The sequence below is a fragment of the Pseudomonas sp. genome, assembly GCF_041601375.1.
Classification (GTDB): Bacteria; Pseudomonadota; Gammaproteobacteria; order Pseudomonadales; family Pseudomonadaceae; genus Aquipseudomonas.
The window spans coordinates 40,440-55,648 of record NZ_JBFIIG010000007.1 but is presented as its reverse complement, the minus strand read 5'-3'; the positions used below and the strand labels follow the sequence as shown (position 1 = coordinate 55,648).

At 62.5% G+C, this 15,209-nt stretch carries 15 protein-coding genes and 1 pseudogene; 6 read left to right on the top strand and 10 right to left on the bottom strand.

The annotated features are described in order from the left end of the window. Window positions 1-108, bottom strand: a pseudogene (locus tag ABZE94_RS02335) (RDD family protein); the annotation flags it as partial. An 88-nt stretch (window positions 109-196) separates the two neighbouring features. Then, window positions 197-958, bottom strand: a complete 762-nt coding sequence (locus ABZE94_RS02330; protein ID WP_372873921.1) for a hypothetical protein — start codon at window positions 956-958, stop codon at window positions 197-199. A gap of 190 nt (window positions 959-1,148) precedes the next feature. Between ABZE94_RS02330 and sbcB the strand changes: the two genes are divergently transcribed. Then, the gene (sbcB, locus tag ABZE94_RS02325; RefSeq protein ID WP_372873920.1) at window positions 1,149-2,579 is read left to right on the top strand and encodes an exodeoxyribonuclease I; all 1,431 of its coding nucleotides are present in this window, start codon (window positions 1,149-1,151) and stop codon (window positions 2,577-2,579) included. A gap of 333 nt (window positions 2,580-2,912) precedes the next feature. On the opposite strand, the gene mvaT is transcribed toward sbcB, so the two are convergent. After that, entirely contained in the window at window positions 2,913-3,290 is a 378-nt protein-coding gene (gene mvaT, locus ABZE94_RS02320; RefSeq protein WP_372873919.1) for a histone-like nucleoid-structuring protein MvaT, read from the bottom strand. 329 nt (window positions 3,291-3,619) lie between these two features. Here mvaT and purU point away from each other — a divergent pair, with 329 nt between their 5' ends. The 3 genes from purU to ABZE94_RS02305 all read left to right on the top strand — a co-directional run bounded on the left by purU (window position 3,620) and on the right by ABZE94_RS02305 (window position 5,291). Next, a complete protein-coding gene (gene purU, locus ABZE94_RS02315) occupies window positions 3,620-4,471 on the top strand; it encodes a formyltetrahydrofolate deformylase (protein WP_372873918.1) in 852 nt (283 codons plus the stop codon). Between the two features lie 45 nt (window positions 4,472-4,516). After that, window positions 4,517-4,942 carry a CBS domain-containing protein gene (locus ABZE94_RS02310; RefSeq protein WP_372873917.1) on the top strand — a complete coding sequence of 142 codons (426 nt, stop codon included), beginning with the start codon at window positions 4,517-4,519 and terminating at the stop codon, window positions 4,940-4,942. Between the two features lie 163 nt (window positions 4,943-5,105). Then, window positions 5,106-5,291 carry a hypothetical protein gene (locus tag ABZE94_RS02305; protein WP_372873916.1) on the top strand — a complete coding sequence of 62 codons (186 nt, stop codon included), beginning with the start codon at window positions 5,106-5,108 and terminating at the stop codon, window positions 5,289-5,291. Between the two features lie 51 nt (window positions 5,292-5,342). Here ABZE94_RS02305 and ABZE94_RS02300 read toward each other — a convergent pair whose 3' ends face one another. Continuing rightward, window positions 5,343-7,220, bottom strand: a complete 1,878-nt coding sequence (locus ABZE94_RS02300; protein ID WP_372873915.1) for a methyl-accepting chemotaxis protein — start codon at window positions 7,218-7,220, stop codon at window positions 5,343-5,345. 129 nt (window positions 7,221-7,349) lie between these two features. On the opposite strand from ABZE94_RS02300, the gene ABZE94_RS02295 reads away from it, so the two are divergent. Then, window positions 7,350-8,822, top strand: coding sequence for a helicase HerA-like domain-containing protein (locus tag ABZE94_RS02295; RefSeq protein WP_372873914.1), 1,473 nt, complete (start codon window positions 7,350-7,352; stop codon window positions 8,820-8,822). Window positions 8,823-8,876: 54 nt separating this feature from the next. Here ABZE94_RS02295 and ABZE94_RS02290 read toward each other — a convergent pair whose 3' ends face one another. Both ABZE94_RS02290 and ABZE94_RS02285 read right to left on the bottom strand, forming a co-directional pair. Further along, window positions 8,877-9,089, bottom strand: coding sequence for a hypothetical protein (locus ABZE94_RS02290; protein WP_372873923.1), 213 nt, complete (start codon window positions 9,087-9,089; stop codon window positions 8,877-8,879). Window positions 9,090-9,438: 349 nt separating this feature from the next. After that, entirely contained in the window at window positions 9,439-10,329 is an 891-nt protein-coding gene (locus ABZE94_RS02285; RefSeq protein WP_372873913.1) for an aldose 1-epimerase, read from the bottom strand. Window positions 10,330-10,468: 139 nt separating this feature from the next. On the opposite strand from ABZE94_RS02285, the gene ABZE94_RS02280 reads away from it, so the two are divergent. Next, window positions 10,469-11,224: a FadR/GntR family transcriptional regulator gene (locus tag ABZE94_RS02280; protein WP_372873912.1), complete on the top strand. Its 756-nt coding sequence runs from the start codon at window positions 10,469-10,471 to the stop codon at window positions 11,222-11,224. A gap of 28 nt (window positions 11,225-11,252) precedes the next feature. Here the strand turns inward: ABZE94_RS02280 and ABZE94_RS02275 are convergent, their stop codons facing one another. From ABZE94_RS02275 to ABZE94_RS02260, 4 genes are all read right to left on the bottom strand, one after another. Then, window positions 11,253-12,164, bottom strand: coding sequence for a DMT family transporter (locus ABZE94_RS02275; RefSeq protein ID WP_372873911.1), 912 nt, complete (start codon window positions 12,162-12,164; stop codon window positions 11,253-11,255). Window positions 12,165-12,315: 151 nt separating this feature from the next. After that, entirely contained in the window at window positions 12,316-13,599 is a 1,284-nt protein-coding gene (locus ABZE94_RS02270; RefSeq protein WP_372873910.1) for a TRAP transporter large permease, read from the bottom strand. After that, complete coding sequence (locus ABZE94_RS02265; RefSeq protein WP_372873909.1) at window positions 13,600-14,127, bottom strand: TRAP transporter small permease; 528 nt, start codon at window positions 14,125-14,127, stop codon at window positions 13,600-13,602. Window positions 14,128-14,194: 67 nt separating this feature from the next. Continuing rightward, window positions 14,195-15,169 carry a TRAP transporter substrate-binding protein gene (locus ABZE94_RS02260; RefSeq protein ID WP_372873908.1) on the bottom strand — a complete coding sequence of 325 codons (975 nt, stop codon included), beginning with the start codon at window positions 15,167-15,169 and terminating at the stop codon, window positions 14,195-14,197. Between the last annotated feature and the right edge of the window lie 40 nt (window positions 15,170-15,209).

Genomic DNA, 15,209 nt, shown 5'->3' with positions numbered 1-15,209 from the left:
CGCCGGGCGCAGGAGCAGGTCGATGCCCTCCGGGGTTTCCACCCGATAGCGGGTATCCAGCGGCGGGCACTGCGCTCGGGAGAAACGGGCGACTGGGTCGAGGGGCATTGGCAGACTGCATCGAAGAAAGCCCGATGCTAGCCAGCAGCGGGCAGGGACGCAACCGGGCCGACGAATCGGCCCGGTTGCGCAGGATTCACTGGGCCGGCGGCAGCACGCCGAAAATGGTGCGATAGAGCACACCCATGGCGATGACGAACAGCGGGATGCTCCAGACCAGGCCGATGCCCAGCGGAATGACGCTGACCAGGGTGATCAGGCCGAGCAGCAGGAACAGGCCGAAGGTCTTGAACCAGTGCTGGCTGATGGCCTTGCGCGAGGCTTCCAGCGCCTGCCAGGGCGACAGGCCGCGCTCGACCACCAGCGGAATCGCCAGCATGTAGGCGATGGCCAGGTACAGGCCCGGGATGATCAGCAGGAACATACCGAGATAGATCAGCAGCATCATCACCACCGCGGTGATCACCAGGGGCAGGGTGCGGCCGAAATGGCTGAAGATCTCGTTGAAGCTGATCGGCTGGTCGGCCGCGCGGCGGATGCCGACCATGTTGATCCCGGCCATGAAGGGATAGGCCAGGGCCGAGGCCAGCACACCGATCACCAGCTCGCCGACCATGACCGCGGTCGGGCTTTCGCTGAGGGCGCCGAAGATGCCGAGCATGCCGCCGAGTACAAACGACACGACGAACATCACCGCATAGAACACCAGGAAGCCACCGATAATGATGCCCTTGGTGCCTTTGACGCGCTGCCAGGCTTCGCCGAGCAGTTCGCCGATAGCGAAGTCATAACCGCGGCTCAGGGCTTGCTCGATGCTCGGCGCCTGGCTGTCGTGCGGCGCTTGTTGCAGGCTGCTGGAGGGGGCGGCGTAGGGGTTGGGGCTGGTTGCGTCACTCATGGCGGCGTCCTTGTCTGGGTATAAATGTCCAAGAGAGCATAGTCGCAATGCTGGCAATCGGCCTAGCAAACAAGGCCGTTGCGAGCGCGGCCGGTTGTGCGGCGGGTCAAGGTTTTCAGCCTGGTGGTGTGGGGGCGACGCTTGAAGTGGGGTGCTAGACTGGCGCGGACCCCGCCTCTAGGAAGCCGCCGTGACCTCCAGTCTGTTCTGGTACGACTACGAAACCACCGGTATCGATCCGCGCCGCGACCGGCCGCTGCAAGTCGCCGGGATTCGCACCGACGAAGCCCTCAATGAAATCGGCGAGCCGCTGAACATCTACTGTCGGCCCAGCGACGACATCCTGCCGCATCCGGCTGCTTGTCTGGTCACGGGTATCACGCCCAGTCGGTTGGCGGAGCAAGGCTTGAACGAGGCCGAGTTCATGGCCCGCTTGCATGCCGAAATGGTTCAGCCGGGCACGTGCGGCGTGGGTTACAACAGCCTGCGTTTCGACGATGAAGTCACCCGCTACAGCCTGTACCGCAATTTCTTCGACCCCTATGCCCGCGAGTGGCAAGGGGGCAACAGCCGCTGGGATCTGATCGATCTGGTGCGCGCGGCCTATGCCCTGCGTCCGGATGGCATCGTCTGGCCGGAGGAAGAGGGCCGCGTCAGCCTCAGGCTGGAGCGCCTGACCGCGGCCAACGGCATCGAACATGGCCAGGCCCATGACGCCCTGTCCGATGTGCGCGCGACCATTGCGCTGGCGCGCCTGATTCGCAGTAAACAACCCAAGCTGTACAACTACCTCTACCAAATGCGCAGCAAGCAACGGGTGCTCGAGCAGATTCGTTTGTTACAGCCGCTGGTGCATATTTCCGGGCGCTTCGCCGGTACGCGGCATTACCTGGCGCTGGTATTGCCGCTGGCCTGGCATCCGCGTAATCGCAACGCGCTTATCGTCTGCGACTTGCACGCCGATCCGGCGCCATTGCTCGAGGAAGATGGCGAGTCCTTGCGCCAGCGTCTGTATACCCGGCGCGAGCAATTGGGCGAGGGCGAGTTACCGGTCCCCTTGAAGTTGCTGCACATCAACCGTTGTCCGGTGCTGGCGCCGTTGAATGTACTGCGCGGCGAAGATATTCAGCGTTTGCAGTTGGACATGACCGATCCCTTGTTGCATGTCGATCGACTGGTGGCCGCTCAAGCGCAATGGCGGGATAAACTCGCCCTGATATATGGCGAAGAAGCTTTCGCGCCCAGCGAGGATCCAGAACAACAGCTATATGATGGGTTTGTCGGTGACCGCGACCGACGTTTATGCGAACAAGTGCGCCGTGCCGAACCCGTGCAGTTGGCCCACAATGCCTGGCCGTTCGATGATGCCCGTTTGCCTGAATTATTGTTTCGTTATCGCGCGCGTAACTTTGCTTCCAGCCTGGACGCAGCAGAACAGCAGCGCTGGGTGGGATTTTGTCAGCAGCGGTTAACCCGGCCCGAGTGTGGCGCGCCTAATACCTTGGCGAGTTTTGAGGCGGCGCTCGGTGAAATATTCGCGCAGGCCACGCCCAAGCAACAGGCGTTACTGGCTGAATGGCGTGACTATGCGCAACAGTTGCGCTTGCGTTATGCCCTTTAAATGGGGCTAGGCGGCATATACCGTGGGGCATTGAACTGCTTGGCCTTGACTCGAGGCCTTGATGATTGGCTGTGCCGTCTGGGGTCGGGGGGCGGTATACAGCTCCTGCCGCAGAGCGGTATGGCTATCGCGAGTGGCGCCCCCTGTGCAGGAGCAGGCCGCGCCGGCAAGCTGGACGAGGAGCCCCTTATGTATCGAGCCCGACTGCTCCTACGAAGCACCTCTCGCGCCTGCAGTGCGCGCAACCGCTATTAAATTGGGCATGGCCATAAAAAAACGCCAGCAAGGCTGGCGTTTTTTTATGCGCTGAAATCGGTGACTCAAGCGTAGCGCTTAGTCCAGCAGGGTGGCCCAACCTTCAACAACATCGCCGCCCCACTTGGCTTTCCACTCTTTCAGGGTTTTGTGGTTGCCGCCTTTGGTCTCGATTACTTCACCGGTATGCGGGTTCTTGTACTGCTTAACTTTGCGCGCACGCTTGACCCCGGTGGTCTTGGCGCCGGCGCGCGGTGCCTTGCTGACTTTGGCGTCCGGGTCGAGCATGGCAATGATGTCGCGCAGGGACTTCTGGTATTCGCCCATCAGCGTGCGGAGTTTGCCTTCGAATTCCAGTTCTTTTTTCAGCTTGTCGTCTTGCGACAGATTTTTCAGGCGCTCTTGCAGTTCTTTGATGGCTTCTTCTGTGGCGCGGTATTCGTTGATCAGCGACATGGGGCTTACCTGGGTCTGAGTAGGGGATGGCTAAGTGTCAGTAATAATAGTCAGGCACTTTTAACAAGTAAACCGCTTTGTCAGCATTTGCCACAGTTTATCAAATAAAGATTGCACATCTGCGCGCGCGATAACTCCATGAGTCAACCCGTCGGTAGTTGTCAGTTACCCTGCGAGGTGCGCGCCAGGCCACTATTTTCAACAAGGCCGTATGGAGTGGGGCGGCATGGGTTGTCCGGCAAGACGTGGCGGGCTGGATGTCAGGAATACTGCAGTTTTCTCGCGCTGTGGCTAGAATGAGCGACTTTGCGACTTCTCTGGAGTTTCCCATGCGTACTTTTCGGTTGGTCATCGCCTGTCCGGACCGTGTTGGTATCGTGGCCAAGGTCAGTAACTTTCTGGCTACCTATAACGGCTGGATCACCGAGGCGAGTCATCACTCGGATAATCACAGCGGTTGGTTCTTCATGCGCCATGAGATTCGTGCCGATTCCTTGCCGTTCGATTTGGCGGGGTTTCACCAAGCCTTTGCGCCCATCGCCCGTGAGTTTTCCATGGAGTGGCGGGTCACCGATTCGGCACAGAAAAAACGAGTGGTGTTGATGGCCAGTCGCGAGTCGCATTGTCTGGATGACTTGCTGCACCGTTGGCGCAGCGATGAATTGGACTGCGAGATTGCATGCGTGATTTCCAATCATGACGATTTACGCCGCATGGTCGAGTGGCACGGCATTGCCTATTTCCATGTGCCGGTCGAGCCGCAGAACAAACAGCCCGCCTTCGATGAGGTGGAACGCCTGGTCAACGCGCATGCCGCCGACGTCATAGTACTGGCGCGTTATATGCAAATTCTGCCGGCGCAACTGTGTCGCGACTTCGCCCAGCGGGTGATCAATATCCACCACAGCTTCCTGCCGTCGTTCGTCGGCGCCAAGCCTTATCACCAGGCATCGTTGCGCGGGGTCAAGTTGATCGGGGCAACATCGCACTATGTTACCGAGGAGTTGGATGCCGGTCCGATCATCGAGCAGGATGTCGTGCGCGTCAGTCATCGCGACAGCATCGAGGAAATGGTCCGTCTGGGTAAGGATGTAGAAAAAATGGTGCTCTCCCGTGGGCTACGCTATCACTTGGAGGATCGTCTATTGGTTCATGACAACAAGACAGTAGTGTTCGACTGATTGCCTTATCGGGCATAACCAAGTGCAGGCTGAAGGAGTTCGCTAATGCTCAAATCAATCAAGGTGCGCGATTACATGACTCGTCACCTGGTGACGTTCCGGTCTGACACCGACCTGTTCACCGCCATCAACCGGTTGTTGGAGCATCGTATTGCCGGTGCCCCGGTGGTTGACTCCCAGGGCCACCTGATCGGCCTGCTGTCCGAGGGCGACTGCCTGCGCGGTATCCTCTCGGGGGCTTATTACGAGGCGATCGGTGGTGTGGTCAGCTCCTATATGAACACCGAGATAGAAACCATCTCGCCGGAAACCGACGTGATCGAGGTGTCCGAACGTTTTTTGCGGGGGCGTCTGGGGCGTCTCCCGGTGGTGGAGAACGGGCGCCTGATCGGCCAGATCAGCCGCAGCGATGTGCTGCGTGCGGTCAAGGAGTTCGCCCAGCACGAACAGGGTAAAACCCTTTCGCGTTGAAGGTGTAGCGGCGCCGCGCTGGCCTTGCAGGTTGAGCGGCGAATACCCGGCTGCGCGGTTGGCCTGCCGGCAGCCGCAGGTCGCCCCGACGCCGTGATCTGCAGCCTCGCCTGCGCATTGATTGCGCTGCGGGTAACCTTTGACCCCAGTCGAGGAGCACAGCATGCAAGACCCCCGCGATCGTGCCGCTTCGACGCCGCCTTCTACCCAGGGCGAGGGCTGCGTCAGGCGCTATGACCTGGATACCTTGAGCCCGGAGAGTGGCAGCGAATTTGCCGATGCCGCCGAACTCTGGCGGCAATTGCAGCAGGAAGCTGGCGAGCAGCCGGCAACAGACCCCAGTACATAACAGCTGAAATAAACGGGGCGCCGAATAGGCGCCCTGTTGCTGCCGCCGGTTTCAGATGCGGAAGCTGTCGACCAGTAGCTTCAGGCGCGAGGCCTGTTGTTCCAGGTCGTCGCAGGCGCGCAGTGTGGCCTGCAGGTTTACCACGCCATCCTGGTTGAGGGTATTGATCTCGGTGATGTCCATGTTCAGCGACTCGATCACCGAGGTCTGTTCTTCGGTGGCGGTGGCCACCGACTGGTTCATGCCGTCGATCTCGCCGATGCGCAGGGTCACGCTGCCCAGGCGCTCGCCGGCCTGGTTGGCGATCAGCACGCTTTCTTCGCTGTAGCGCTGGCTCTCGGTCATGGTGGTGACCGACTCGCGCGAGCCGACCTGCAGCTCCTCGATCATCGTCTCGATTTCCTGGGCCGACTCCTGGGTGCGGTGCGCCAGGTTGCGCACCTCGTCGGCGACCACGGCAAAGCCGCGACCGGCTTCGCCGGCACGGGCGGCTTCGATGGCGGCGTTGAGCGCGAGCAGGTTGGTCTGCTGGGAAATGCTCTTGATCACCTCGAGAATCTGGCCGATGTTCACCGTCTTGCCGTTCAGCGTTTCGATGTGGCCGCAGGAGGTGCGGATCTTGCCCGACAGGTCGTTCATCGCCTGGATGGTTTTCTCCACCACCTGGCGGCCATCTTCGGCCTGTTCGCGGGCATCGGAGGCCTGGGTCGAGGCGTCCGCGGCATTGCGCGCGATTTCCTGGGCGGCGGCGCCCAGTTGGTTGATCGCGGCGGCCACGCTGTTGGTGCGGCTGGCTTGTTCGTCGGAGTTGATCATCGAGGAGTTGGAGGCGTTGACCACCAGCTTGGCCACTTCGTTGACCAGTTGGGTGGCCGAGGACACTTCGCGGATCGAGCCGTGAATCCGCTCGACGAACTGGTTGAAGGCTTTGCCCAGGGTGCCGAACTCGTCGTTGGACTGGATCGCCAGGCGTTGGGTCAGGTCGCCGTCGCCCTGGGCGATGTCCTGCATGGTTTTGCTCATCACGGTCAGCGGTTGCAGCAGCAGGCCGATCAGCATGCTCAGCAGGAGGATGATCAGCACCACCGCGATCAGCGTGGCGACCAAGGCCGAGGCGCGGAAGTCGCTGAGCGGCGCATAGGCCTTGGCCTTGTCGATGGACAGGCCGATGTACCAGTTGACCGAGGGCAGGCCCTGGACCGGGGCGAAGGTGAGGATGCGGGTCTGACCGTTGGCGACGGCCTCGCTGAGCTCGCCGCCAATGCGTGGGGTGTTCCCGGGGAAGACATCGGCGAGGCTTTTCATCACCAGGCTCTTGTCCGGGTGCACCAGGATCTTGCCGTCGGCGCTGACCAGAAAGGCGTAACCCAGGCCGTCGAAGTCCAGCGAATTGATGATGTCGACCAGGGTCTTCAGGCTCAGGTCGCCGCCCACCACGCCGGCAGGTTTGGCCGGGGTGGCGATGGTGATGATCAGCTCGCCGGTCGCCGCATCCACGTAGGGCTCGGTGAGGGTGGTGGCGCCGGCAGCCATGGCGTCCTTGTACCAGGGACGCACGCGCGGGTCGTAGTCGTCCGGCATCTTCTCGTCCGGGCGCATGGTGAAGGCGCCGTCTGCGCTGCCCAGGTAACTGAAGGCGAAGGTCGAGGTCAGAGCTTTCTGTTCCAGCAGGCTGACGACCTGCTCGGGGTCGCTGTTTCTGGCAATCGACTGGGCGGCGCTTTCCACCAGCAGGATGCGTCCCGACAGCCAGTTCTGGATGTTGCTGGCGGTGACGCCGCCCATTTCCTGCAGGTAGTTTTCCAGGTTTGCACGGATCGCGTTGCGTTGCAGGTAGTCGTTGTACAGGGTGAACAGGGAGAAGGCGGCGATCACCACCAGCGAAGCGGCCAGGAGAATCTTGTGACTGAATTTCAAATTATTATTCATGGCTTCTTGCGTCCGGTAAGGTCTGGAACCAGTCTTGGGCTGGTGCACGGCACAGGCAGCGCCGGTAAATCGGCGTCAGCAATTATGTCGGCATGGCGCAAGCAAAGCTTTAACTCAGGGGACATATAAATGCCTGCAGCAAACCAGTTGGTTCTTGGCGCCGACCTCGGTGGTCAACCCGTCGGCCAGCTGTTGCGCCTGGCCAATCGTCATGGCCTGGTGGCCGGGGCGACCGGCACCGGCAAGACGGTGACCCTGCAGCGCCTGGTGGAAGAGTTCAGCGATGCCGGTGTGGCGGTGTTCGCCGCGGACGTGAAGGGCGACCTGTGCGGGCTCGGCGCCGCCGGCGCGCCGCAGGGCAAGGTGGCCGAGCGCATCGCCAGCATGCCCTGGCTCGCGCACCGGCCGACGGCCTACCCGGTCACGCTCTGGGATATCCATGGCCAGAGCGGTCATCCGCTGCGCACCACCCTCAGCGAGATGGGCCCGCTGTTGCTCGGGGCCTTGCTGGAGTTGACCGACAGCCAGCAGGCCGCTCTCTATGCGGCGTTCAAGGTGGCGGATCGTGAAGGGCTGCTGTTGCTCGACCTGAAAGACCTGAAAGCCCTGCTGGCCTACCTGAAGAGCAATCCGGCTGTGCTCGGCGAGGACAGCGCACTGTTCACCAACACCTCTGCCCAGGCCCTGTTACGGCGCCTGTCGAGCCTCGAGCAGCAGGGCGGCGAAGCCTTGTTCGGCGAGCCGGCGCTGCAACTGGAGGACATGCTGCAACCGGATCGCGACGGCCGCGGGCGCATTCATCTGCTCGACGCCAGTCGCCTGGTGCATGAGGCGCCGAAGGTCTACGCGACCTTCCTGCTGTGGCTGCTGGCCGAGTTGTTCGAGCAGTTGCCGGAGCGCGGCGATGCCGACAAGCCGCTGCTGGCGCTGTTCTTCGACGAGGCGCACCTGCTGTTCGCCGACACCCCGAAAGCCCTGCAGGAGCGCCTGCAGCAGGTGGTGCGGTTGATCCGCTCGAAAGGCGTCGGCGTCTATTTCGTCACCCAATCGCCCAGTGACTTGCCCGATGCGGTGCTGGCCCAGCTGGGCCTGCGCATTCAGCACGGCCTGCGCGCCTTCACCAGTCGGGAGCAGAAATCCCTGCGCGCGGTGGCCGAGGGTTTCCGCCCCAATCCCTCGCTCGATACCCTGGCAACCCTGACCGAACTGGGCATCGGCGAGGCCCTGGTCGGCACCCTGGAAGACAAGGGCACACCGGCCATGGTTCGGCGCGTGGCCATCGCGCCGCCACAGTCGCGTATCGGCCCGTTGAGCGAGAGCGAGCGCGCGGCGTTGATTCGTCAGTCGCCGCTGGCCGGGCGCTACGATAAACCGCTCGACCGCGAATCGGCCTACGAACTGCTCGGCGCCCGCGCCGCACAAGCCGGTGTCGAGGCGGCGCGGCAGCAAACCACAGCGAGCCCCGCAGGCGGCATCGGCGACATGCTGGGCGGCCTGGCCGGTCAGGTGCTGAAAAGCGCCGTACGCCAAGCCGCCAACCAGTTCGGTCGGCAGTTGGTGCGCGGTCTGCTGGGCTCGTTGCTGGGTGGCAAGGGGCGATAAGGCCATGCACCGCGGTTATCGATTACGCCTGCAGGGCCGTTCTGCAGGGTTCGGTCAGCCGCTGTGCTCGTCGGGTTTGGCTTGCAGGTCTTTCTCGATCTTCTCGATTTCTTTTTCAAATGCTTGGTCAAGAAGGTTGGCCTTCTTGCGCCAGGGCTTGCGCGCGGGATCCGGTTGAGCGGCGTAAGTAATGATTTCTCCGCCTTGTACATCCATGTAACGCTGCGCCTGGCGCTCGAGTTCGGCGCGCAGTTCGTCTTTCGTCACGTGATTACCCGTGGTGTTGAAGGGGGGGGCGATGACAACGTAAGGCATTGGCCTTACTGCTACGGTCATCGATTTATTGGCTGTGGCAATGGCTGATGCAACTCTAGAACAGCGCTCAATGTATTTTCTTGAGAGGGGACATTGTTTAAACAACGGCTTGGTTTGATCGAGCCGCAGCCCTCTGAATATCCATTGCATACAGTTGAATGCAATTATGGCCGACGCCGATTAAAAGTCTAGTGGGGGCTTGAACAGCCCTGGCTAGACGGCTGGCCACTATGAGTTTGATTCGACCGTGAACAAGACCGTTATGTTCAATGCCGCGTTCGATAGTGCAGCAGGCCGGCGTTCAACTGCGGCTCAGTGCTCGGTAGTGCAAGCCGAAGTGCAGGCTGGCGGATTGTCCGTGGCGCAGTAAGCGCAGGCCGGGCCGGCCAGGCAGGTGATGGGCGTTGACCGGATGGGTGACCGGTTCGAAACAGAAGAAGTTCTGCTCGGTTGGACTCTGCTCGGTTGGACAATAGAGCAAGTAATACCGGCTGTCGCTGCAACAGTCGAGTTGGTAGCCGCCATCTTCCTGAATGATCTGGCATTCACCGTTCCAGCCGGCAAAGGCGTTATCCACCTGCTGCGCGGGTAAGTGGCGAGCCTGCTCGAAGTTCCAGGCCGCTGGCAGGGGAGCGAGTTCTGTGGACAAGCGGCGGGGGTCGCAGTGCCAGACCTGTTTTGCCGCGGCGCGCAGGCGGGTGTGCGGGGTGCGCGGGAAGTAGGGGTGCCAGCCCAAGCCATGCCAGGCGGCGCGTTCGTCCAGGTGGGTGACCTGCAGGTCGAGGTCGAGCCGTCCGTCGTGCAGGCGAAAGCGCTGCAGCGCGCGATAGGCAAAGGGTCGCCGGCTGTCGAGTTGCAGGACGATCTCAGTCGCGCTGTGCGCGATCACCTGCCAGGGCTGTTGCCAGGCGCTGCCGTGGATCGGCAAGGGATCGCTGGGGCTGTTGGCGGTCAGGGCGAACCAGCCATCGGGACTGGCAAAGCCGCCGTCGGCGATGCGATTGGACCAGGGCACCAGCGGGTAGCAGGCCAGCCGCCGTGGCGTGGCGGCGTCGAGTGCCTGTTGGTCGCTGGGGCGCAGCAGCGCCTGGCCAGTGGCCGAGACCGACCAGTTGGCGATGCTGCCGCCCAGTTCGGGGGCCAGGCTCAGGCAGGTGATGCCGTCGTCGAGGCTGAGGAGTGTCGCTTTCATGGTGTTCTACCTTCGCCGATAGCGGTCTTGAAAACGCATGTTGTCGTTGTCGCACACGGCCGATGCGTGACCGGGGGTGTCATCGTACAACTGCTGGGATATGATGGCAGCCTAGTCGTCACCCGAGAACGCCCCCGATATGGACACTCAGAACAGCCCACCGCGCGTGCGCAGAAAGCATCGCAGCCTGGCCCAGGAATTGGTGACCGAGCTGTCCCAGCGGATTCGCGACGGTGTGATCAAGCGCGGCGACAAGTTGCCGACCGAGTCGGCGATCATGGAAGAGCAGGGCGTCAGCCGCACCGTGGTGCGCGAGGCCTTGTCGCGTTTGCAGGCGGCTGGCCTGGTGGAAACCCGGCATGGCATCGGCACCTTCGTGCTGGACACGCCAAGCCCCAGCGGTTTTCGCATCGACCCGGCGACCATCGTCACCCTGCGCGATGTGTTGGCGATTCTCGAGTTGCGCATCAGTCTCGAGGTCGAGTCGGCGGGGTTGGCCGCGCAACGGCGCAGTGCGGAGCAACTGACGGCCATGCGTGAGGCCCTGGATGCCTTGAGCCAGAACGTCACCCGCTCCGGCGATGCGGTGGCTTCCGACTTCCAGTTCCACCTGCTGATCGCCGAGGCCACCGGCAACCGCTACTTCACCGACATCATGAGCCACCTGGGCACCAGCATCATCCCGCGCACCCGCCTGAATTCGGCGCGGATCGCCCAGGATGACCAGGAACATTACATGGCGCGCCTGAGCCGCGAGCACGAGCAGATCTTCGAGGCCATCGCCCGCCAGGATTCCGATGCGGCCCGCGCGGCCATGCGCCTGCACCTGACCAACAGCCGCGAACGCCTGCGTCAGGCCCATGAAGCGGCGGAGGCGCAGGCGCTGCACGGTTGATGGCGGCCGATGGTTCAAGTAGGTTCTGCTAGGTTCGGCGCTTGTAAGCCAGCAGGACGATGCCGCTGACCACCAGCAGGCCGCCGAACATCTGCATGCCGTTGAGCAGTTGATCGAGAATCAGCCAGCCGAACAGCAGGCCGGCCACCGGTTCGATATTCATCACCGGGGCATTGCGCGCGATATCCAGGCGGGTGACCAGGATAAACAGCGCGGAAAACGCCACGCCATACAGCAGCACCAGGCAACCCAGGGCGATCCAGCCGGCAGTGGCGTTGGGCAGGTTCATCCCGCCCGGTAGCAGGCCGCCGGCCCCGGTCAGGGCCGATGCGACGAACACCACCAGCATGGTCAGCATGCTGCGCACCGCGCCCGGCATGCCGCTGAGCCGGTATCCGGTGATCCACAGGGCGCAGGCAAATGCCGCCGCCCCGGTCAGGCCGAACAGCACCCCTTCGATCCAGCGCCGGTCGATTGCGGCCGGTCCGGACAGCTGCTGCGGCAGGTCGAGCACGAACACCAGCCCCAGCAGGATCAGCCCCATCAGCCAGGCCGCGCGGCGGGTCGGCCGCGGTCCGCCCAGGGCCCAGGTCAACAGCGCCAGCAGAATGGGCGCCAGGTTGACCACCAGCAGCGCCAGGGCCACCGGAATCCGCGCCACCGCCGAGTAGATGCAGAAACTCTGCACCGCGATCAGCAGGCCCAGCATCAACTGCCAGCCCCAGGTTTGGCGGCGCATCCTCAGCGATTCGCCACGCCATAGCACCAGGGCGGCGAGCGCCAGCAGGGTCACCCCGGAACGGCAGAGCATCGCCAGCAGCAGGCCGGTGTCATGGTCGAAGGCGATCCGCGCGGCAATATGGTTGCCAGCGAAGGAGCAGGCCAGGGTGGCCAGGATCAGCGCGGCGATATGGCGGGGGAAGGGGATGGCGGCAGGCATGGCGGAGGTTATGTCCTTGTACAAGCAAGGAGCCGCCAGGTCGGCGGCTCCAGGGGAACGTGACACATTGCCGCGGCCTGCCAGCCTGTCGGGCTGTCCTACTGTGGAATAGCCGGACTTGCCCTCGCTACGGACGGTCGAGGCCGCCAGGCTACTCGAGCACCACGCTCGGCAGCCACAACGAGATGGCCGGAATATAGGTCACGGCGATCAGCACCATGAACAGCGCGGCATAGAAGGGCAGCAGCGCCTTGATGGTGCTTTCGATGCTGACCTTGCCGATGGCCGCGCCGACGAACAGCACCGCACCCACCGGCGGGGTGATCAGGCCGATGCCCAGGTTGACCAGCATGATCATGCCGAAGTGTACCGGGTCGACACCGATCGAGGTGACTACCGGCAGCAGGATCGGCGTCATGATCAGGATCAGCGGGGCCATGTCCATCAGGGTGCCCAGGCCCAGCAGCATGAAGTTGATGCACATGAGGATCACGTAGCGGTTATCCGACAGGGTCAGGAACAGCGTGGTGATCTTCGAGGGAATCTGCATCAGGGTCATGATGTAGCCGAAGCTGGCGGCGAAGGCGATCAGGATCATCACGATCGACAGGGTGCGCACGGTGCGGTGCAGCAGCTTGGGCAGTTCACTCCACTGGTAGTCGCGGTAGATGAACATGGTGACGAAGAAGGCCCAGAGCACCGCGATGGCCGCCGACTCGGTGGCGGTGAAGATGCCCGAGAGGATGCCGCCGAGGATGATCACCATGGTCATCAGGCCCCAGATCGCGTCAGCGCAGATCTTCAGCGCCTGGCGCAGCGGAATCACTTCGCCCTTGGGGTAGTTGCGCTTTCTGGCGAAGATCAGGCACAGGCCCATCAGGCAGGCGCTCATCAGCAGCCCGGGCATGATGCCGGCAATAAACAACGAGGCGATCGACACGGTGCCGCCCGCGGCCAGCGAGTAGAGCACCGAGTTGTGGCTGGGCGGGGTCAGCAGCGCCTGCACCGAGCCGCTGACGGTGACCGCGGTGGAGAACTCGCGCGGGTAGCCCCTCCTTTCCATTTCCGGGATCAGTACCGAGCCGACCGAGGCGGTATCGGCCAGGGAGGAGCCGGAAATGGCGCCGAAGAAGGTCGAGGCCATGATATTGACCAGCGACAGGCCGCCGCGCACGAAGCCCACCAGTACCCCGGCGAAGGCCACCAGGCGGCGGGACATGCCGCCTTCGGCCATGATCGCGCCGGCCAGGACGAAGAACGGGATGGCCAGCAGGGAAAACTTGTTCACCCCGCCGGCGATCTGGATCATCACGGCGTGGAAGGGGATGTCGATGTACCAGGCCCCGATTAGCGCCGACAGGCCCAGGGAATAGGCCACCGGCACACGGATCAGGATCAGCAGGATAAAGCTGCCGAGGAGCAGTAATGCGTCCATTTACACGGCCTCCTTGCTGTCTTCGAGCAGCTCGAAGTTCACCGCCCGTCTATGGCTCTGGTCGCCGAAAAACAGGCGTTCGAGGATGAAGATCAGGCTGAGGAAACCGCCGATCGGAATGGGCGCGTAGGTCACGCCAACACGCAGGGTCGGCAAGGTGCTCATGAACTGGTTCCAGGTGGCGATGCACAGCTTGATGCCCCAGATGGTCATGAACAGGCAGATGACCGCCATGAGTAGCTGGACCAGCACGCTGATAGTGGGTTGCCAGTGGTCTGGCAGGCGGTCGGTGAAGGTGGTCACCGCCATGTGCGCGCCGGCGCGATAGCTGGCCGCGGCTCCGATGAAGGTGAACAGCACCATCAGCATGATGGACACCGGCTCCGGCCAGCCGGCCCCGCTGCCCAGCACGTAGCGAGCGAAGATGCCCCAGGGAATGATCAGGGCCATGACCGTGATGGCCAGACCGGCGACCCAGATGCAGGTCAGGTAGATCGCGTCGTTGACGCGCAGCAGTGTGTTTTTCATGAGACTTCACCACGCCCGCGGCGCCGGACAAGCGCCCGTCGCCGCGACGTTCTTCAGAGAGACCGGATTACTGGACCGCTTCGATACGCTTGATCAGGGCGGCGTAGGGCGCGCCGTACTTTTCACGGACCGGGGCGGTGGCGTCGTAGAACGGCTTCTTGTCGATCTCGATGAATTCCACACCGGCTTCCTTGAGCTTGGCTTCGCTGCTGGCGGATTTCTCATCCCACAGCTGGCGCTCTTCCAGTTGCGCTTCCTTGGCGTACTTCTTCACCAGCCCCTGTTGCTCCGGGGTGAGCTTGTTCCAGGTGGTCTTGGACATCATCAGCGGTTCCGGCAGGATCAGGTGGCCGGTCAGGCTGTAGTACTTGGCGGACTTATAGTGGTTGTGCTCGAGCATGGTCGGCGGGTTGTTTTCCGCACCATCGACTACGCCGGTCTGCAGGGCGCTGAAGATTTCGCCGGTACCCATGGCGATGCCGTTGGCCCCCATGGCGTTGAGGGTGTCGATAAACAGCGGGTTGCCCATCACGCGGATCTTCATGCCCTTGAGGTCTTCGATCTTGCGCACCGGCTTCTTGGTGTAAAGGTTGCGCACGCCGCCATCCATCCAGGCCAGGCCGACCATGTTGAATTCCGAGTCGGTGATCTTGTCGAGGATTTCCTGGCCAATCTCGCCATCGATGATTGCACGCATGTGCGCGGTGTCGCGGAAGATGAACGGCATGTTGAACACATTGACGTCCGGCACCACCGGGCCGACCGTGCCGAGGCTGACCCGGGTCATCTGCACGGCTCCGATCTGCACCTGCTCGACCACCTCCTTCTCGGAGCCGAGCACGCCACCGGCGAACATGGTGAACTTGAGTTCGCCGTTGCTGGCGGCCTCGATTTTCTTGCCCATGTTTTCCTGGGCGACCACGGTCGGGTAGCCGGCGGGGTGGATCTCTGCGATTTTCAGGGTCATCCCGGCCTGGGCCAGGCCGGACAGGCAGAAGGCCAGGGGCAGGGCGGCGATAAGCAACTTGCGTTTGAAGTTCATGGTGAAGCTCCAGTCTTGTTGTTGTTGGATATGCAGGGTT